The organism is Cellulosimicrobium sp. I38E, from assembly GCF_001647255.1.
GTDB lineage: Bacteria > Actinomycetota > Actinomycetes > Actinomycetales > Cellulomonadaceae > Cellulosimicrobium > Cellulosimicrobium cellulans_E.
Genome location: NZ_LUAZ01000094.1, coordinates 51,913 through 70,196, shown reverse-complemented (window position 1 = coordinate 70,196; position 18,284 = coordinate 51,913). Strand labels below are relative to the sequence as shown.

The following is an 18,284-nucleotide window of genomic DNA, read 5'->3' as shown; positions in this document are numbered from 1 at the left end:
CCCAGGTCGATCTCGCGCTCGCGACTCGCTCCCCCAGCCGGCAACGGAGCCACCCGGCCCTGGACGCACGGACGCCGGGCGGGAACGTGTCCCGCCCGGCGTCGTGGTCGACCGAGGTCGCGACGTCAGTCGCGCGTGAGCTTGCGGTACGTGACGCGGTGCGGCCGCGCCGCGTCGGCGCCGAGGCGCTCGACCTTGTTCTCCTCGTAGGACGCGAAGTTGCCCTCGAACCAGTACCAGTTCGCCGGGTCCTCCTCCGTGCCCTCGTACGCGAGGATGTGGGTCGCGACCCGGTCGAGGAACCACCGGTCGTGGGACACGACGACGGCGCAGCCGGGGAACTCGAGCAGCGCGTTCTCCAGCGAGCCCAGGGTCTCGACGTCGAGGTCGTTCGTGGGCTCGTCGAGCAGCAGGAGGTTGCCGCCCTGCTTGAGCGTGAGCGCGAGGTTGAGGCGGTTGCGCTCACCACCGGACAGCACGCCCGCAGGCTTCTGCTGGTCCGGGCCCTTGAACCCGAACGACGCGACGTACGCGCGCGACGGGATCTCGACGTTGCCGACCTTGATGAAGTCGAGGCCGTCGGACACGACCTCCCACAGCGTCTTCTTGGGGTCGATGCCGCCACGCGACTGGTCGACGTAGGAGATCGAGACCGTCTCGCCGACCTTGAGGTCCCCGCCGTCGAGCGGCTCGAGCCCGACGATCGTCTTGAACAAGGTCGTCTTGCCGACGCCGTTGGGGCCGATGACGCCGACGATGCCGTTGCGCGGCAGCGTGAAGCTCAGGCCGTCGATGAGCTGGCGACCGTCGAAGCCCTTCTGGAGGTTCGACGCCTCGAGGACGACGTTGCCCAGGCGCGGGCCCGGCGGGATCTGGATCTCCTCGAAGTCCAGCTTCCTCGTGCGCTCCGCCTCGGCGGCCATCTCCTCGTACCGGGCGAGACGGGCCTTCGACTTGGTCTGGCGACCCTTGGCGTTGGACCGGACCCACTCGAGCTCCTCCTTGAGGCGCTTGGCGAGCTTCGCGTCCTTCTTGCCCTGGACCTGGAGGCGCTCGCCCTTCTTCTCGAGGTAGGTCGAGTAGTTGCCCTCGTAGGGGTACAGACGCCCGCGGTCGACCTCGCAGATCCACTCCGCGACGTGGTCGAGGAAGTACCGGTCGTGGGTGACCGCGAGGATCGCGCCGGGGTACGTCGCGAGGTGCTGCTCGAGCCACAGCACGGACTCGGCGTCCAGGTGGTTCGTCGGCTCGTCGAGCAGCAGCAGGTCCGGCTTCTCGAGCAGGAGCTTGCACAGCGCGACGCGGCGACGCTCACCACCGGACAGCACGGACACGTCGGCGTCCGGCGGCGGGCAGCGCAGCGCGTCCATCGCCTGCTCGAGCTGGGAGTCGAGGTCCCACGCGTCCGCGGCGTCGATGGCCTCCTGGAGCGTGCCCATCTCCGCGAGGAGCGCGTCGAAGTCGGCGTCGGGCTCCGCCATGAGCGCGGAGATCTCGTCGAAGCGCTGCTTCTTGGCGAGGATGTCCGCGACGGCCTCCTGGACGTTGCCGAGGACGGTCTTCTCCTCGTTGAGCGGCGGCTCCTGCAGCAGGATGCCGACGCTGTAGCCCGGGGAGAGCCGCGCCTCGCCGTTCGACGGCGTGTCCAGGCCGGCCATGATCTTGAGGATCGTGGACTTCCCGGCGCCGTTGGGGCCCACGACGCCGATCTTGGCGCCGGGCAGGAAGTTCAGGGAGACGTCGTCGAGGATGACCTTGTCTCCGTGCGCCTTGCGCGCCTTGTACATGGAGTAGATGAACTCAGCCACAGCCTGTCGTTCCACCGTTTCGGTCGGGAGAGGTACGGGATTCGTCGACCACTCAGCCTACGCGGTCGGGCCGCCGGGGCGCGCCCGACGGCGCCACGACCCCCGCGGGCCGCGGCACCGCCCGCACGGTGGCGCTCAGGCGGACGCCAGCGCGCCGGTCTCGACGGCGGCGCCGGCGTCGTCGCTCGGCTCGGGGTCGGCTGCGGGATCGTCCTCGGACTCCTCGTCGGGCTCACCCGCGAGCGCCGCGCCGGCGTCCGCGAGGGTCCACGGGTCGTCGAGCGCGCGCCCGTCGAGCGGCCCGCCCTCGAACGCGGTGCCGTCGTGCGCCGTGGCGCCCGGTCCGAAGGACGAGCGGTCGACCCCACCCTCGCCACCGGTGGTCCCGGACGCGGCGACGCCGGTCGCCTCGGCCCGGCGCGCGCCGTCGTCCTCGCGCCGGTGGACCGTGCGCGCGAACCGGGCCTCGCCGAGGGTCAGGTCGGGGCCGAGCGCCGTCGCCTCCACGACCAGGCTGGTGCGCGGGCCGTCGGGGCCGTCCCACTCGTCGAGCGAGAGCCGCCCCGTGACGACCACGGGGTCGCCCTTGTGCAGGGACAGGGCGACGTTGCGCGCGACGTGCTTCCACGCCTTGACCGTGAACCACAGCGTGCGGCCGTCGACCCACTCGCCGCGCTCGCGGTCGAGGTAGCGGCGCGTCTGGGCGATGCGGAAGCTCGTGAAGTCGTTGCCGGACTGCGAGCGGAACAGCGTGGGCGTGGTCGCGACGAATCCGGACAGCGTGACCGTGACGTCACCGGGCATGGTTCCTCCTGAGGTCGGCGGCCGGGCGGGTCCCGGCCACCGCCTCAGGGTGCTGTCGGAGCGGCGGCGCCGTCCGTCGTCGTGCCCTCACCTGTGGACGGGCCCGTGATCTCCGGGCCTGTGGGTAGCCGTAGCGCCCCGGTGAGCGGTGCCGCCGGCGCCTTGTCCCGGGCGGACTGCGCCAGCTCGCGGACCTGACGATGGGTGTCGAGGAGCGCCTGGGTCGGCTTGCCCATGGCGTCCTGCACGACCCGCTCGATCGCTCCCCGGCCGGAGGCGAGGACCTGCTGCTCGCGGCGTCGCGCGAGCGTGCGGCGCACCTGGAGCGCGACGAGGAACGCGACCACCGCGCCGAGCACGGCCACCGCCGCGACGATCGCGCACACCGTGACGAGCGTCCGTCCGAGGTCGAGCACGCGCAACGAGCCCAGCACGGCGAGCACGCCGGCGACGACCCCGACCGCGAGCGCGGCCCACGCGGCGCGCCGCGTGGGGCGCGACGACGACGGGCCGCGCGTGTCGAGCGGGATCTTCGCGAGCGCGGACCGCGTCGCCTCCGCGACCTTGCCCGACGGCGCGACCGCGTCGTCGAGCGCCTTCTGCCACCCCGGTCGCAGCGAACGCCCCGCGCGCGCGAGCCAGCGCGAGCGCGAGAGCGCGACGGCGTCGGGCTGCGGGGGCGAGAACTCGGGGCGGCCGTAGCCGTTGCGCACCGCCGCGCCGACCTGGCCGGCGACGGCGGCGAGGCCCGTCGCGTCGGCGAGCGCGTCGACCTCCTCCTCGACGGCCGTGCTCATGGTCCACGGGACGTCTCCCGGGAGCTGCTCCAGCAGGAGCGCGCCGGCCCGGTCGAGCTCGCCCGCGACGCGGCTCGCGGCGACGCTGCGCCGTGCGACGGCCTGCTCGAGCAGCGAGCGCAGCTCGTCGAGCCCTTCGCCCGTGCGCGCGGAGACGGTCGTGACGTAGACGCCGTCGAGCCCGTCCTCCTCGAGCAGCCGCCCCATGTCCTCGACGAGCGCCGCGCGGCGCGCCTCGGGGACGGTGTCGATCTGGTTGAGGGCGACGACCATCGACCCCTCGAGCCCCGTGGACTTCTGGAGGTATCCGGAGTGCAGCGCGTCGTCGGCGTACTTCTGCGGGTCGACGACCCACACGAGCAGGTCGACGAGCGGGAGCACCCGGTCGACGACGTCGCGGTGCGCCGGCTCGATCGAGTCGTGGTCCGGCAGGTCGAGCAGCACGAGGCCGCCGAGCGCCGCCTCGTCCTCGGCGTCGAGCTCGCCGTCGCGCGTGATCCGGCGCTCCGGGTCCACGGCGAGCCAGTCGAGCAGGGCCGTCGCCGCGCCGCTCCACGAGCACGCCGTGACGCGCGCCGTCGTCGGGCGCTTCACGCCGACGTCCGCGAAGTCGAGCCGCGACACGCGGTTGAACAGGCTCGACTTGCCCGACCCGGTGCCGCCCGCGAGCGCGACGACCGTGTGGTCGACGCCGAGCGCGAGGCGCTCGCGCACGCCCCCGATCGCGTCGCGCACCTGGGCCGCGACCACGGGGTCGAGGCGGTCCCCCGCGAGGTCCACCGCGCGCGCGAGGTCGTCGACCCGGGCACGCAGCTGGGCGTCGTGGGACGTCACATGAGCCTCCTCAGCTCGGCGAGTCGTAGGCGCAGCCCGACGGCGGCGTCCGCGGCAAGCGCGGGGTCGGCGAGCGCGGTGAGGACGGGTTCGGCCTCCCGCTCGACCATGGTCGCGGCCCGGTCGGCGAGGTCGTCGCGCAGGGCCGCGAGCGCATCGTCGCCCGTCTCGGCGAGGACGGTCCGCACGAGGCGGGCCGCGTCGTCGCTGCCCGCGGCGCCCGCGAGCAGCAGCGCGGCCAGGCCGGTCTCGCCGAACGCCTTGACCGCCGCGCGGGCGGCCTCGCTCGCCGTCGGAGCGGCGAGCTCGGTCACGACCTGCTCCGCCCGCCGGGACCACTGGAGCACCTGGGTCGTCGCCGAGGCCTCGCGCCGCGCCGCGGCGTCCTCCTCGGTCGGCAGGACGTCGGCGGCGCCCGGCAGCGGCCGGTCCCCGTCGAGCGCGGCACGCAGCGCCTCGTGGGCGAGGACGCCGTTCGCGGCGAGCGTGCGGTGCGCGGCGTCGCGCGTCTCGTCGAGGAGCGGCGCGAGCACGAGGTCGCGCGCGCGTCCGCGCCGCTTGGACGACCGGACCACGCCGCCGCGCACCTTGACGCGGTCCACGCGCTCCGCGCCCGTCACCTGGGCCCATCGTGCCTCGAGCGACCCGTGCGCGACGGCGCCGTCCAGCGCCGCCTGCCGCGCGGCGTCGCGCACGGCCGGGAGCGCCTTCTCCGCCGCGGAGCGCAGGTCGGCCGCGGCCTCCACCTGCTGCTCCACCGCGTCCGAGACGCCCGTGACCCACGCGGGCAGCGCGCCGAGCGCCCCCTTGAGCGTGCGCACGATCACCGCGCGCGACCGGTCCGGGCCCGCGAGCATCGTCAGCCAGCGCGCCACCGGCGCCACGACCGAACGGTCGAGCAGCCCCTCGTGCGGCCCGACGTCGGGCACGACGAACAGCGGGGTCCCGTCCATGCCGTGGTCGCGCAGGCGCTGGAGCAGGTCGCCGCGGATCGTCGTCAGCGTCTCGCGCGGGACGCGGTTGAGCACCATCGCGACGCTCGCCCCGCGCTCCTTCGCGCGCGACAGCGCCTGCCACGGCAGCGCGTCGCCGTAGCGCGACGCGGTCGTGACGAACAGCCACAGGTCCGCCGCCTCGAGCAGCAGGCTCGCGGTGTCCCGGTTCTCCGAGAGGAGCGAGTCCAGGTCCGGGGCGTCGAGCAGGCCCGTGCCGCGCGGGACGCCGTCGTGGTCGACGACGCGCGCGACGCGCGTCACCGGGCCCTCCACGATCACGTCCGCGTCGAGCGGGTTGAACGCGAGGACCGGCTCGCGCGTCGTGGGTCGCAGGACGCCCGCCTGCGACACCTCCTCGCCGAGCAGCGAGTTGTACAGCGTCGACTTGCCCGCGCCCGTCGAGCCCGCGATCACGACGATCGCCGGCGACGAGAGCTCGCGCAGCCGCGGCAGCAGGTGCTCGTCGAGCTGGGTGAGGAGCCGGCGCCGCGAGGCGTCCGAGTCGTCCGCGCCGTCGATCGCGAGCGGGAGGCGCACGTCCGCCACGTCGCGGCGCAGGTCGCGCGCGACGTCGTAGACGGTGACACCGAGCTCCTCGGTCGCCTGCGCGGGCCTCCACGAGCCCGGCGACCGGCCGGGCGCGGCGGGGCTCGCGTCGCTCGTGGCGGCGTCTGGGGTTCTCACTGGTTCATAGTGACGGCTGCCGGGGGCCCCGCCAAACGCACGCGCCGCACGACGCGCGACCACGCCACCTGCGCGTCCGTCACCACGGCCTCCACCTCCCGAGCACGCCCGACGCCCACTACGATGGGCGCGCGCCTCGATAGCTCAATGGATAGAGCAACGGCCTTCTAATCCGTAGGTTGCAGGTTCGAGTCCTGCTCGGGGCACCACTCCTCAGCCGAACGACGGCGCCGTCGCGTGGTCGATCTCGACCAGGTAGGCGTGCCGATCCTCCCCGCGCGGGTACGGGCCGCCGGTGTACAGGACGGAGAGCCGGTCGACGACCGCCCAGCCCGCGTCGCCGTCGAGCACCTCGACGACGCGCCCCCGCAGGGTCGCCATGACGTACGGGTTCCCGGTCTCCGTGACGGACACCGCGACGCGCGGGTCGCGCGCGAGGTTGCGCGCCTTGCGCGACCCGGGGCCGGTGAGGAACGCGAGCCGGTCCCCCTCCCAGCCGACCCAGAGCGGCACGACGTGCGGGCCGCCGTCGGGCAGGACGGTCGCGAGGTGCGCGACGTGCGGTCCGGCCACGAGCGCGCGGGCCGCCTCGGGGACGTGGGCGGGTCCGGGCACGGGGCCGGCGCTCACACGATCGCCCCGCACGAGAGGTCGACGACGACCCCCGTCGTCGCGCCCGCAGCGTCGGACGCGAGGTAGACGGCGGTGCCGGCGACCTCGGACAGGCGGGGCAGGCGGCCGAGCAGGGTGTCCTTCACGAGCATGGGCAGGTCGTCGTCCGACGCGCCGACGGTCTCGGGCGTGAAGTTGGGCCGGAGCCCGACGACGCGCACGCCGTGGCGGCCGACCTCGCCGGCGAGGCTGCGCACGAGCGTCTCGATCGACGCGCACGCGAGGCTGAACCCGCCCATCTCGTGCCGCGACTCCCGCGCTGCCGTCGAGGAGAGCATGACGATCGCGCCGGAGCCCTGCGCGACCATGCGCCGCGCCGCGGCGGTCGCGGTGAGGAAGTGGGTGGTCGTCGCGGACACGATCGGCGCCACGAAGTCCTGGAGGGACATGTCGACGAGCGGGACGTTCTGGAGCACGTCGTACGCGACGGCGTTGAACGACACGTCGAGGCTCCCCGCCTGCTCGACCACGTCGGCCGCGTGCGCGTCGACCGACTCCTTGTCCGTCGCGTCGACGACGGCGGCGTGCGCCTGGCCGCCGGCCGCGCGGATCTCGTCCGCGAGCGCGTCGAGCGTGGCGGCCGTGCGCCCCGCGAGGAAGACGCGCGCACCCGCGGCGGCGAACGCGCGGCTCACCGCCGACCCCATCGACCCGGCGGCGCCGTAGACCACCGCGTTCTTCCCGGCGAGCTGCATCTGTCTTCCCTTCGTCGGCGGCGGCACGCGCCTCCTCGGACGGGGCGCGCGGCGAGCTCTCGCACACGGACGACGCCGCGGGCGGGCGGAACTCATCGGCCGCCCGGACGTTGGGTCTGGCATGGGGAGTTCTCACCCTCCCGATCCCCGGAAAGGGTAAAGATCAGGCCACCCGTCGTAGATATACTCGGCCGACCGGCGCAAGCCGGTTCCGCCCGGTTCGCCCGGGTCGAGGGGGAGCTCGCGAGGGCCGCCCCCACCCGCCACCGACGGCGTCCGACGGCACGCACGAGCGAAGGACCGACATGACCGAGGCAGCACCGCTCCAGCCCCCCGCCCCGACGGAGACGCTCACGCTCAGCGCCCCGGAGCCCGTCAAGCCGGTCGCCGCCACGCAGGCGCCGTCGCTCGCGCCGCGCGTCGACGAGGCCGCGATCCCGGGCCTCGAGTCGAAGGTCTCCTCCTACCTCGACCAGCTCCTCGCGACGGACACGCGCTCGCCCGAGTTCGCGGCGAAGGCCGACGACATCCGCAAGATGGGCGACAAGGACATCCGCGCGGCCTCCGACGTCTCGAACCGCATGCTCGAGATGCCGGTCCGGGAGCTGCGCGAGGGCGGCGTCTCCGAGAGCTCCAAGGTGAGCAAGTCGCTGCTCGAGCTGCGCCGCACGGTCGAGGACCTCGACCCGAGCGAGGCGAGCGTGGGCAAGAAGTTCCTGGGTCTCATCCCGTTCGGCGGCAAGCTCCAGGACTACTTCCGCCGCTACGAGAGCTCGCAGAAGCAGCTCAACGCGATCGTCCAGTCGCTCTACAACGGCCAGGACGAGCTCCGCAAGGACAACGCCGCCCTGAACCTCGAGAAGCAGAACCTCTGGGACTCGATGGCGCGCCTCAACCAGTACATCTTCATCGCCGAGCGGCTCGACACCGAGCTCTCCACGAAGATCGCCGAGCTCGAGGCGAGCGACCCCGAGCGGGCCCAGGCGCTGCGCGAGGACGTGCTGTTCTACGTCCGCCAGAAGCACCAGGACCTGCTCACGCAGCTCGCGGTGTCCATCCAGGGCTACCTCGCGATGGACATCATCATGAAGAACAACATCGAGCTCATCAAGGGCGTCGACCGTGCGACGACGACGACGGTCTCGGCCCTGCGCACGGCCGTCATCGTGGCGCAGGCGCTCGCGAACCAGAAGCTCGTGCTGGACCAGATCACGGCGCTCAACACGACGACGTCGAACATGATCGCCTCGACCTCGAAGATGCTGGCCGACCAGTCGGCGAGCATCCAGCAGCAGGCCGCGAGCGCGACGGTCGGGCTCCCCCAGCTCCAGCAGGCGTTCGCCAACATCTACGCGACGCTCGACTCGATCTCGACCTTCAAGACGCAGGCGCTCGACTCGATGGCGCAGACCATCGGGGTGCTCGAGACCGAGACGACCAAGGCGAACGAGTACCTCGACCGCGCGCGCCGCTCGGACCAGTCGCAGGTCGGCAACGGCTCGCTCGACATCGGGCGCCTGTGACCCCTGGCGACGTACGCCCTCCGTCCTCCCGCGGCCTGACCGCCGCTCCCCGCACCACAGATCGGACCCCGAGCTAGATGGGCTGGTTCTCCGACGTGATCGGCCGCCTCGGCGGCCGGTCCCCCGCGCCCGAGCCCGCGCTCGAGCTGCCCGCCCCGCCGACGTCGGCCGAGATCCTCGCCTCGGTCGAGCGCGTGGAGCAGCAGATCGAGGGGCGTGTGCCGCCTGCCGTCACGGCGCGCGTGCACCGCATCACCGGCACGGTCGAGGAGATGGTGCCGCGCCTCGACCGCCTCGGCGGCGGGTCGCAGCAGGCGCACACCGTCGTCGCGACGGCCACGAGCTACCTGCCCGAGGCCGTCGGCGCGTACCTGCGCCTGCCGCGCGACTTCGCCGACCGGCGGGTCGTCGCGCAGGGCAAGACGTCGCTCATGCTGCTGTGCGACCAGCTCGACCTGCTCGGCGTCACGCTCGACAAGATCTCCGACGCGGTCTCGCGTGCCGACGCCGCCGCGCTCGTCGCGCACGGCGCGTTCCTCGCGGAGAAGTTCCGCGACTCGTCGATCGCGCTCGACCCCGGGGCCGGCCAGGGCACGCCCCAGCCGCCGAGCGGCCCGGCGTCGGAGCCCGGACGACTGGAGGCACCATGACCGGCCCGGTGACCCCGAGCCTCGCGGCGGCGCTCGACGCGCTCGACGCCGCGGCGCGCGCCGCAGGCGTGGACGAGGAGGCGGCGCGCGACGAGGGCGCTCGCCTCGCGGCGGCCGTCGCCGAGTCCTCCCCCGGCGCGCCCGCGGCGTGGCTCGCCGCGCTCGGGCACGACCCCGCCGCGACGGGCGCCTTCTTCACGGCCGCGTCGAGCGCGCGGCGCTGGCGCACGTCGCCGACGGACGTCCTCGCCGCGCTCGGTGCCGCCCGCTCGAAGCACGCCGCCACGTACGGGCAGGCGCTCGCCGACGTCGCACGCGCTGCCGGGCACCTCGGCTCCCCCGGCCCGCACGTGGCCGGGGCCGCCGCGGCCACCGCCGCGGTGCAGCGTTCGGGCGGCGCCCCGGCGGTCGCCCCGGTGGCCGGCCGGGCCTCGTCGGGCCCGACGGCGCATCCCGCCGCGGGCGGTCCGGTCGCCGCGCGTGCGGCGACGGGAGGGGCGGACCCGTTCGACCTCGGCGACCTGCTCGCCGCGCAGGGCTCGCTCGACGCCCTGCGCCGGCCTGCGCCCGAGGTCCCGTCCGTCGCGTCGATCCTCGACGCGCTCGGCGCGCGCCCGGCCGCGGCACCGCCCGGGCCGACGCCCGCGTCGTCGAGCCCGACGACGTCGGGCGCGCAGGACGGCGCGCCCGCGCCAGGCGCCGACGCCGCGGCCACGCGGTCCCAGGAGGCGACGGCGACCGAGGCCGCGGTCGCGGAGGAGCCGCCCCGATCGATCGAGGAGCTGCTCGCCGAGCTCGACGCGCTCACCGGGCTCACCCGCGTGAAGGACGAGATCCACCGTCAGACGGAGCTGCTGCGCGTCGAGAAGCTGCGCACCGAGGCGGGGCTGACCCGCCCGACGCTGACGCGCCACCTCGTGTTCCTCGGCAACCCGGGCACGGGCAAGACGACGGTCGCGCGCCTCGTCGCGGGGATCTACCGCGCGCTCGGCCTGCTCGAGAAGGGCCACCTCGTCGAGGTCGACCGCTCCGAGCTCGTCGCGGGCTACCTGGGCCAGACCGCGGTGAAGACGTCCGAGGTCGTCGCCACCGCGCTCGGCGGTGTGCTGTTCGTCGACGAGGCGTACGGCCTCGCGGAGGACCAGTACGGTGCCGAGGCGATCAACACGCTCGTCAAGGACATGGAGGACCACCGCGACGAGCTCGTCGTCATCGTCGCGGGCTACCCCGGCCCGATGGCGGACTTCCTCGCGACGAATCCCGGCCTCGAGTCGCGGTTCTCCACGACCATCACCTTCGAGGACTACGCCGACGCCGAGCTGCGCGACATCTTCGCGGGCATGGCGGCGAAGTCCGACTTCGAGCCGACGCCCGACGCGCTCGACGTGTTCGCGCGCCTCGCCGCGGCGCAGCCGCGCACCGAGGGCTTCGGCAACGCGCGCTGGGCACGCAACGTGCTCGACGCCGCGATCGCGCGCCACGCGTGGCGCCTCAAGGACACCGAGGCGCCGACGATCGACGAGCTCCGCCTCCTGCTGCCGGTCGACGTCGTCGACGGCGAGGGTGCCCCGGCGCTCCTCGCCACGCTCGACCCGCCGGAGAGCGACGACAACCAGGACGACGCACCGACCTCGGGCGCCCCCGCCGACGACGCGTCCGCCACCGCCCCCTCCACCGCCGAGGAGAACGCATGACGACCACCCCGGTCCGCCCTGCGGGCCAGCAGATCGTCCCCGCGGGCGGCCCGGCCCCGGGCAGCGCGCCCGGCCCGGCCGGCGCCCCCACCGGGGCGCCGGAGGCCGGCGTGTCCCGCGCCCGCGGCGCCCTGCGCCGCACGCCCGGCAAGCTGCGGCTCGTCATGGCGCTGTGCGTGCTCGCCGCCGTCGCGCTCGGCGTGCTCGGCTTCCAGGCGGGCAGCGTCCAGTCCCGGGCGCTCGAGGCTGCGAGCGAGGACACCGCGCAGCTCGTCGGGGTCCAGGACGTCCGCAACGCCCTCGTCGCGGCGGACGCGACGGCGACCGGCGCGTTCCTCGTGGGCGGCCTCGAGCCCGCCGACCAGCGCGCCCGGTACGACGACCTCGTGGACCAGGCCGCGAGCGGCCTGGCCACGCTCTCCGGGAGCAACGAGGGCGACGCGGAGCTGCTCGGCCAGGTCGCGGCCGACCTCACCGTCTACACCGGCCTCGTCGAGCAGGCGCGCGCCAACAACCGGCAGGGCTTCCCGGTCGGCTCGGCGTACCTCGACCAGGCGTCGACCATCCTGCGCGAGCAGATGCTGCCCGCGCTCGACGAGGTCGTGCTCGACGACGCCGACCGTGTCGCCGCCGACTTCTCGGGCGTCCGCAACGCGCTGTGGGTGCTCGCGGGCGGGCTCGTCGCGCTCGCGGTGCTCGTCGTGAGCCAGGTCTGGCTCGCGCGCCGCACGCACCGCGTGCTCAACGTCGGCCTCGCGGTCGCCACCGCCGTCGTGCTCGTCGTCGGCATCGTGTCGACGGTCCTCCTGGCCCAGGCGAGCTCGCGCGCGCAGGACGTCCGCACCGGCCCGTACGCCGCGACGCTCGCCGCGTCCCAGGCGTACTCGCTCGCCAACGACGCGAAGTCGATGGAGGCGTTCACGCTCATCAAGCGAGGGTCGGGGCAGGCGTACGAGGAGGCGTTCGTCACCGCCACGGACGACGCCACGTCGCGGCTCGACACCGCGGCGTCCGAGGGGATCCTCGACGGGTCGACCGCCCAGGCGCTCGACGCGTGGGTGACCCGGCACGCGGACATCCGGGCGCTCGACGACGCGGGCCAGTGGGACGACGCCGTCGCCCTCGCCACGGCGACCGACCCCGAGAGCCCCAACGCCGCGTTCGACGCGTTCTCCGCGTCCGCCCGGGACGACATCGAGACCAACGCGGCCGCGACGAGCGAGCGCCTCGACGGCGCGGCGACGACCGCGACCGTGGCGGGCTGGCTCCTGCTGGTCGCTGGCCTGATCGCCGCGCTGCTCGCGTGGCGCGGTGTGACCGCACGACTGGAGGAGTACCGGTGACCACGACGCTCGCCACCACCGACCGGTCCGTCCGGAACCGGCGCGCCGGTGCCCGTCGGCGCCGCACCGGCGTCGTCGCCACCGCGCTCGCCGCGGCGCTCGCGCTCGCCGCGTGCTCGGGACCGTCCGGCGCGGACGACCTCCGCCTCACCGAGGCACCGCAGGACGAGGCCGCCCAGGAGGCTCCGGCGGCGCCCGCCGCCCCCGCGGAGTGCGCGGACCCGCTCGCCTCCTACGCGCCCGAGGGCGCGCTGCCCGGTCCGGACGCCCTGCCCGGCGGGAGCACCATGGCGGCGATCCGCGACCGCGGCTCGCTCGTCGTCGGGGTCTCCGCCGACACGCTGCTCATGGGCGCGCGCAACTCGCTCTCCGGCCAGATCGAGGGCTTCGACATCGACGTGCTGCACGAGATCTCTCGCGCGATCTTCGGCGACCCCGACCGGCTCCAGTTCCGCGTGATCACCTCCGGCCAGCGCCTGGAGGTGCTCGAGAACGGCGAGGTCGACCTCGTCGCCCGTGCGTTCACCATCAACTGCGAGCGGTGGGAGTCCATCGCGTTCTCGGCCGAGTACTACCACGCGGGCCAGAAGGTGCTCGTCACGCGCGACTCGACCGCGAGCGGGATCGCGGACCTCGAGGGTCAGCGCGTGTGCGCGCCCGAGGGCACGACGACGCTCACGCGCCTCGAGCAGTTCTCCGGCATCGAGCCCGTCCCCGCCACGACCCACACGCAGTGCCTCGTGCTGTTCCAGCAGGGCAAGGTCGACGCGATCACGGGCGACGACACGATCCTCGCGGGCTTCGCCGCGCAGGACCCGTACGCGAAGGTCGTCGGCGAGGCGATCAGCGACGAGCCGTACGGGATCGGCGTCCCCGCGCAGAACGTGGACATGGTCCGGTTCGTCAACGGCGTGCTCGAGCAGATGAAGGCCGACGGGCGCTGGGCCGCGACCTACGGCGAGTGGCTCGGCGGGCTCGGCCCGGCCCCGACCCCGCCGACCGCGGTGTACGGCCGCACGCCGTGACCCGCACGACTGCACCCGAGGCGCCGGGACGGCTCGGCGAGGCGATCCCCGCCGCCGACCTCCTGGCGTACCTCGCCGCGCTCGAGACCTGGCTCGACGAGCGGCGCACGGAGCTCGACCGGCTCGACGCCGCCGCGCAGGCCGCCGCGACGCCCGACGTCTACACGGCCGACCTCGTGCTCGCGCTCTCGCTCTGGCAGGCGATCCGCACGCGCGCGGACGAGATCCGGCCCGTCTGGGACTCGGGCCGGGCGGACGCCGTCGCGCGCGAGAAGATCTCCCAGCTCGTCTGGGGGCGCCTCGACTCCGGGTCGGGCGCCGCGCTCGTCTCGCTGGTGGAGGCGGTGAAGCTGTGCGACGCGCTCGTCGTCCAGCTCCGCACCCGCCTGTCGTTCGACCCGCACACGGCCGACCAGGTCGCCCGCCTGCGCGGCGTGCGCGCCGAGCTCGTGCGCTGCGAGGACCTGGCCGGCTCCGACGCGGACGCGCGGGGCCGCGTCGAGACCTTGCGCGGGCGCCTCGACCACCTCGTCGCCCAGGCCGCGCGCGGGGCCGACGTCGCGGGCCCGCTCGCGGAGCTCGAGACCGAGGTCGCGCGGGCCGAGCGCGACCTCATCGTCGCGTCGGCGCAGCGCCGCGAGCTGCGCCGCGACCGCGCGCGGACCGAGGAGCAGCGCGAGGCGCTGGAGGCCCGCGAGCCCGCGCTGCGCGAGCTCGTCGCGCGGTGCCGGCGCGAGATCGCGCACCCGCCGCGGCTCGCGGTCCCCGACGTCTCGCGACTCGGGCCCGTCCCCGACTCCCGGTTCGAGCTCGACGCCTACGCGGCGCGACTCGCGACCGTGGCCCGCGCCGTCGAGACCGTCGAGGACGCCTACACGCGGCCCCTGCGCGAGCGCGCCGAGCTGCGCTACAGCCTCGAGCGGCTCGCGGCGAAGGCCCGGGCCAACGGGCGGTCCGCGTCGCCCACCGTGCGCTCCGGCCACGTCGAGGCGCGCGACGCCGTCGAGGCCGTGCCGTGCGACGTGACGCTCGCCCGCTTCCTCGTCGAGCAGTACCAGTTCCTCACCCGCGACCTGCCCACCCCGGAAGGAGCGTCGTCGTGACCACCACCGCGACCGTCCCGTGCTCGGAGCCCGGCTGCCCGGGCACCATCGAGGACGGCTACTGCAACGTCTGCGGCGCGCCCGCGGGCGGCTCCGGCGGCACGCCGACGGGGACCTCGACCGGCACCACCGGCGCGCCGGTGCCCGGCTCGGCCGCCGCAGCGTCGCCGTCCGCGATGCTCGGCACGGGCTTCGTCCAGGGCCGCCCCGGGACCGGGTCGGCGGCGGGCGCTGACCCCGATGCCGAGCGCTCGACCCGCACGGGCCGCACGAGCTCGAGCCGCCTCGCCACGGCCGCGCTCGGCTCGGCGCGGACCGCCGCGACCGGCTCGAAGGCGACGCGACGCGTCGGGACGTCCTCGACGCGCCTGCGCGGTCGCGGACTCGGCGCAGGTCTGACGACCGTCCCGTCCGTGCCCGCGCGCGACCCGCTGCAGTCCGTCATGGCGGTGCCCGAGGTCGCGGAGCGCAAGCGGTTCTGCCCCGCGTGCGGCGAGAAGGTCGGCCGCGGTCGCGACGGCCAGCCCGGCCGCACGTCCGGCTTCTGCCCGCACTGCGGCAACAAGTTCGACTTCACGCCGCAGCTCAAGCCGGGCGACCTGGTCGGCGGGCAGTACGAGGTCGTCGGCTGCCTCGCGCACGGCGGCCTCGGCTGGATCTACCTGGCCCGCGACCAGAACGTGTCGGGCCGGTGGGTCGTGCTCAAGGGCCTGCTCAACTCGGGCGACCCGGACGCCTACGCGGCCGCGATCTCCGAGCGGCAGTTCCTCGCGGAGGTCGAGCACCCCCTCATCGTCGAGATCTACAACTTCGCGATGCACGACGGCGCGGGCTACACCGTCATGGAGTACGTCGGCGGCGAGTCGCTCAAGGAGATCCTCCAGGAGCGCCGCGAGACGAACAACGGGGTCATCGACCCGATGCCGGTGGACCAGGCCCTCGCCTACGTCCTCGCGATCCTCCCCGCGTTCGCCTACCTGCACGACCACAACCTGCTGTTCTGCGACTTCAAGCCGGAGAACGTCATCCAGCAGGGCGACGGGGTCAAGCTCATCGACCTCGGCGGCGTGCGGCGCAGCGACGACCTCACCTCGGCGATCTTCGGGACCGTGGGGTACCAGGCCCCCGAGGTGGCGGAGGTCGGCCCGTCGGTCGCCTCCGACATCTACACGATCGGCCGCACGCTCGCGACGCTCGTCCTCGACTTCCGGGGCAACACGACGACGTACGTCGCGTCGCTGCCCCCCGTCGCGGACACGCCCGTGTTCCAGCAGTACGACTCGTTCTACCGGCTGCTCGCCAAGGCGTGCGCGCTCGACCCGGCGGACCGCTTCGCGACCGCCGACGAGATGCGCACCCAGCTCCTCGGGGTGCTGCGCGAGGTCGTGGCCGCCGACGCGGGCCCGGGCAACCCGGCGCTGCACTCGGCGGCGTCCGTGCTGTTCGAGGCGCCGGTCGCCGACGTGGCGGCCCGGCCGCTCGCGTGGGACGAGCTCCCCACGCTGCGTCGCGACGACCACGACCCGATGGCGAGCTGGCTCGCCGGCGTCAACGTCGTCGACCCGGACGCGCGGCTCGCCGCGCTCGCCGACGCGCCCGAGGACACGGTCGAGGTGCACCTCGCGCGCGCCCGCGCGGCGATCGAGGCAGGCCGGTTCGACGTGCTGCGCGGCACGATCGGCACGATCCTCGCGGACGACCCGTGGGAGTGGCGCGCCGCCTGGCTCGGGGGCCTCGGCGAGCTCGCGCAGGGCGACCCGGTCGCCGCCCGCGCGTCGTTCAACGCGGTCTACGGCCAGGTGCCCGGCGAGCTCGCACCGAAGCTCGCGCTCGCCGCGGCCTGCGAGCTGAGCGGCGAGCCCGACATCGCCGAGTCGCTCTACGTGATCTGCGCGCGCACCGACGCGAACTACACCGCGCCGGCCGCGTTCGGGCTCATGCGCATCCGCGAGGCGCGCGGCGACCTCGACGGCGCGCTGCACGCGCTCGACCTCGTCGGCCCAACGCGCGGGTCGTACGTCGAGTCCCGCACGCTCCGTGCGCACCTGCTCGCCGAGTCGGGGCGCGGCCTGCCCGCGCTCGCGGACGCGATGGCGAGCGTCTCCGCGGTGTCGATCGCGCCGCGCGAGCGCGCCGAGCTGTCCGTCGGCGTACTGCGCTCCGCGCTCGAGACCGTCACGCGGTCCGGGCCCGAGCCCACGACGCGGATCGCGGGCGTCCCCGCCGACGAGCCCGCGCTGCGCGACGCCCTCGAGGGCGCGTACCGCGAGCTCGCGTCGCTCACGGACTCGCGCGACGAGCGCATCACGCTCGTCGACCGCGCGAACGAGGTGCGACGGTGGACGGTCCGATGAGCGACGCCCCGGCGCCCGTGCCCGACCAGGCCGTGCCAGACCAGGCCGCGCCCGACCAGGCGGTACCCGACCAGGCCGTCCCGGCACCGCCCGCGCTGCTCGCGTGCCCCGCGTGCGGCGAGCCGTCGCCCGAGGGTGCGCGGTTCTGCGAGGCGTGCGGCACGCCGCTCGCCCCGCTCCCCCACGCCGGGGACCCGGCGGACGACGCGTCGGCCGGTCTCGGGGCGGAACGGCTCGCGCCGCCGGACGGCTCGGCCGCGCCCACGGCCGGCTCCCCGGTGAGCGACGGGACCGCGCCGGGCAGCGCGACGGACCCCGGCGCCCGACCCTGCGTGCGGTGCGGGGGCCGCGTCGCCGAGGACGGGTACTGCACCGAGTGCGGCGAGCCCGCCGCCTCCGAACGCGACCACTGGGCCGAGCGGCCCGCGACGTGGGTCGCCGGCGTGTGCGACCGCGGCGTGCGGCACTCCCGCAACGAGGACGCGATGGCCCTCGCCGCCAGCCCGTCCGCCGTGGCGGACCGGGCGTTCGCCGCGCTCGTCGTGTGCGACGGCGTCTCCTCCGCCCCCGACTCCGACGTCGCGAGCCTCGCGGCCGCGCGGGCGGCGCGCGACGTGCTCGCGGCGGGCGCCCCGGAGGGGAGCTCCCCCGTCGTCGGCGAGCCGACGGCGCGGGTCGCCGCCTGGTCGGCGCTCGTCGGGGACGCCTCGCGCGCCGCGCAGGACGCGATCCTGACGACCGTGGGCGCGATGGCCGACCGCGAGAACCCGCCGTCGTGCACGTTCGTCGCCGCCGTCGTGGACGGCCCGCTCGTCGTCACGGGCTGGGTGGGCGACTCGCGCGCCTACTGGATCCCGGACACGGGCGAGGCGCACCAGCTCAGCGTCGACGACTCGTGGGCGCAGGAGATGATGGCGCAGGGCATCCCCCGCGCCCAGGCGGAGAGCTCCCCCCAGGCCCACGCGATCACGCGCTGGCTCGGCCCCGACGCCCCGGATCCGGTCGCCCGGACGGCCGCGACCTTCCCCGACCGCGACGGCTGGGTGCTGGTGTGCTCCGACGGCCTGTGGAACTACTGCTCCCCCGCCGTCGACCTCGCGGCGCTGCTCCACGCCACCCAGGAGCGGGTCGGCCACGACCCGCAGACGGTGGCGAGCGCCCTCGTGGACTGGGCCAACGCCCAGGGCGGCCGCGACAACATCACGGCGACGCTCGCGCGGTTCGACCGGTCCTCGGACCCGGACTCCCCGGAGCTCGACCCGGACCTCGAGACGACGATCCCCACCGCCTGACGCGGGCCTCG

Annotated in this window: 14 protein-coding genes and 1 tRNA gene; 9 read left to right on the top strand and 6 right to left on the bottom strand. The window is 75.1% G+C overall.

Translation table 11 applies throughout. The annotated features are described in order from the left end of the window. Nucleotides 1-125: 125 nt before the first annotated feature. From ettA to A0J59_RS20690, 4 genes are all read right to left on the bottom strand, one after another. Nucleotides 126-1,808 carry an energy-dependent translational throttle protein EttA gene (ettA, locus tag A0J59_RS20705; RefSeq protein ID WP_047233192.1) on the bottom strand — a complete coding sequence of 561 codons (1,683 nt, stop codon included), beginning with the start codon at nt 1,806-1,808 and terminating at the stop codon, nt 126-128. A gap of 135 nt (nt 1,809-1,943) precedes the next feature. After that, nucleotides 1,944-2,612: a single-stranded DNA-binding protein gene (locus A0J59_RS20700; RefSeq protein WP_052877631.1), complete on the bottom strand. Its 669-nt coding sequence runs from the start codon at nt 2,610-2,612 to the stop codon at nt 1,944-1,946. A gap of 44 nt (nt 2,613-2,656) precedes the next feature. Continuing rightward, nucleotides 2,657-4,243, bottom strand: a complete 1,587-nt coding sequence (locus A0J59_RS20695) for an ABC transporter (RefSeq protein WP_047233193.1) — start codon at nt 4,241-4,243, stop codon at nt 2,657-2,659. After that, on the bottom strand, nt 4,240-5,922 hold the full coding sequence (locus tag A0J59_RS20690; protein ID WP_047233194.1) for a GTPase: 1,683 nt from the start codon (nt 5,920-5,922) through the stop codon (nt 4,240-4,242). Before A0J59_RS20690 ends, A0J59_RS20695 begins: the two co-directional genes overlap by 4 nt. Before the next feature lie 133 nt (nt 5,923-6,055). Between A0J59_RS20690 and A0J59_RS20685 the strand changes: the two genes are divergently transcribed. Beyond that, a tRNA-Arg gene (locus A0J59_RS20685) sits at nt 6,056-6,131 on the top strand. Between the two features lie 4 nt (nt 6,132-6,135). Here A0J59_RS20685 and A0J59_RS20680 read toward each other — a convergent pair. Both A0J59_RS20680 and A0J59_RS20675 read right to left on the bottom strand, forming a co-directional pair. Continuing rightward, the gene (locus A0J59_RS20680) at nt 6,136-6,537 is read right to left on the bottom strand and encodes a PPOX class F420-dependent oxidoreductase (RefSeq protein WP_064317338.1); all 402 of its coding nucleotides are present in this window, start codon (nt 6,535-6,537) and stop codon (nt 6,136-6,138) included. Between the two features lie 11 nt (nt 6,538-6,548). Further along, the gene (locus A0J59_RS20675) at nt 6,549-7,289 is read right to left on the bottom strand and encodes an SDR family NAD(P)-dependent oxidoreductase (protein ID WP_064317314.1); all 741 of its coding nucleotides are present in this window, start codon (nt 7,287-7,289) and stop codon (nt 6,549-6,551) included. A 305-nt stretch (nt 7,290-7,594) separates the two neighbouring features. Between A0J59_RS20675 and A0J59_RS20670 the strand changes: the two genes are divergently transcribed. The 8 genes from A0J59_RS20670 (at nt 7,595) to A0J59_RS20635 (ending at nt 18,273) form a co-directional block, all read left to right on the top strand. Further along, entirely contained in the window at nt 7,595-8,812 is a 1,218-nt protein-coding gene (locus A0J59_RS20670; RefSeq protein WP_047233196.1) for a toxic anion resistance protein, read from the top strand. Nucleotides 8,813-8,889: 77 nt separating this feature from the next. Further along, nucleotides 8,890-9,462: a hypothetical protein gene (locus A0J59_RS20665; RefSeq protein WP_064317313.1), complete on the top strand. Its 573-nt coding sequence runs from the start codon at nt 8,890-8,892 to the stop codon at nt 9,460-9,462. Next, entirely contained in the window at nt 9,459-11,156 is a 1,698-nt protein-coding gene (locus A0J59_RS20660; protein WP_064317312.1) for an AAA family ATPase, read from the top strand. The genes A0J59_RS20665 and A0J59_RS20660 overlap by 4 nt, the downstream gene beginning before the upstream one ends. Further along, the gene (locus tag A0J59_RS20655; protein ID WP_064317311.1) at nt 11,153-12,499 is read left to right on the top strand and encodes a hypothetical protein; all 1,347 of its coding nucleotides are present in this window, start codon (nt 11,153-11,155) and stop codon (nt 12,497-12,499) included. Before A0J59_RS20660 ends, A0J59_RS20655 begins: the two co-directional genes overlap by 4 nt. Beyond that, nucleotides 12,496-13,524, top strand: a complete 1,029-nt coding sequence (locus A0J59_RS20650) for a glutamate ABC transporter substrate-binding protein (protein ID WP_064317310.1) — start codon at nt 12,496-12,498, stop codon at nt 13,522-13,524. Before A0J59_RS20655 ends, A0J59_RS20650 begins: the two co-directional genes overlap by 4 nt. Continuing rightward, nucleotides 13,521-14,627 (top strand): hypothetical protein, encoded by a 1,107-nt coding sequence (locus A0J59_RS20645; RefSeq protein ID WP_047233244.1) that lies wholly within the window; start codon nt 13,521-13,523, stop codon nt 14,625-14,627. The genes A0J59_RS20650 and A0J59_RS20645 overlap by 4 nt, the downstream gene beginning before the upstream one ends. Beyond that, nucleotides 14,624-16,981: a serine/threonine-protein kinase gene (locus tag A0J59_RS20640; protein ID WP_064317309.1), complete on the top strand. Its 2,358-nt coding sequence runs from the start codon at nt 14,624-14,626 to the stop codon at nt 16,979-16,981. Before A0J59_RS20645 ends, A0J59_RS20640 begins: the two co-directional genes overlap by 4 nt. Next, nucleotides 16,978-18,273, top strand: a complete 1,296-nt coding sequence (locus tag A0J59_RS20635; protein ID WP_082919234.1) for a protein phosphatase 2C domain-containing protein — start codon at nt 16,978-16,980, stop codon at nt 18,271-18,273. Before A0J59_RS20640 ends, A0J59_RS20635 begins: the two co-directional genes overlap by 4 nt. Nucleotides 18,274-18,284 lie beyond the last annotated feature (11 nt).

Bases quoted from the DNA above. Each gene is read 5' to 3' on its own strand.
- A0J59_RS20700 (WP_052877631.1), bottom strand. From the start codon at position 2,612: ATGCCCGGTGACGTCACGGTCACGCTGTCCGGATTCGTCGCGACCACG.
- A0J59_RS20675 (WP_064317314.1), bottom strand. From the start codon at position 7,289: ATGCAGCTCGCCGGGAAGAACGCGGTGGTCTACGGCGCCGCCGGGTCG.
- A0J59_RS20670 (WP_047233196.1), top strand. From the start codon at position 7,595: ATGACCGAGGCAGCACCGCTCCAGCCCCCCGCCCCGACGGAGACGCTC.
- A0J59_RS20665 (WP_064317313.1), top strand. From the start codon at position 8,890: ATGGGCTGGTTCTCCGACGTGATCGGCCGCCTCGGCGGCCGGTCCCCC.
- A0J59_RS20660 (WP_064317312.1), top strand. From the start codon at position 9,459: ATGACCGGCCCGGTGACCCCGAGCCTCGCGGCGGCGCTCGACGCGCTC.
- A0J59_RS20655 (WP_064317311.1), top strand. From the start codon at position 11,153: ATGACGACCACCCCGGTCCGCCCTGCGGGCCAGCAGATCGTCCCCGCG.
- A0J59_RS20635 (WP_082919234.1), top strand. From the start codon at position 16,978: ATGAGCGACGCCCCGGCGCCCGTGCCCGACCAGGCCGTGCCAGACCAG.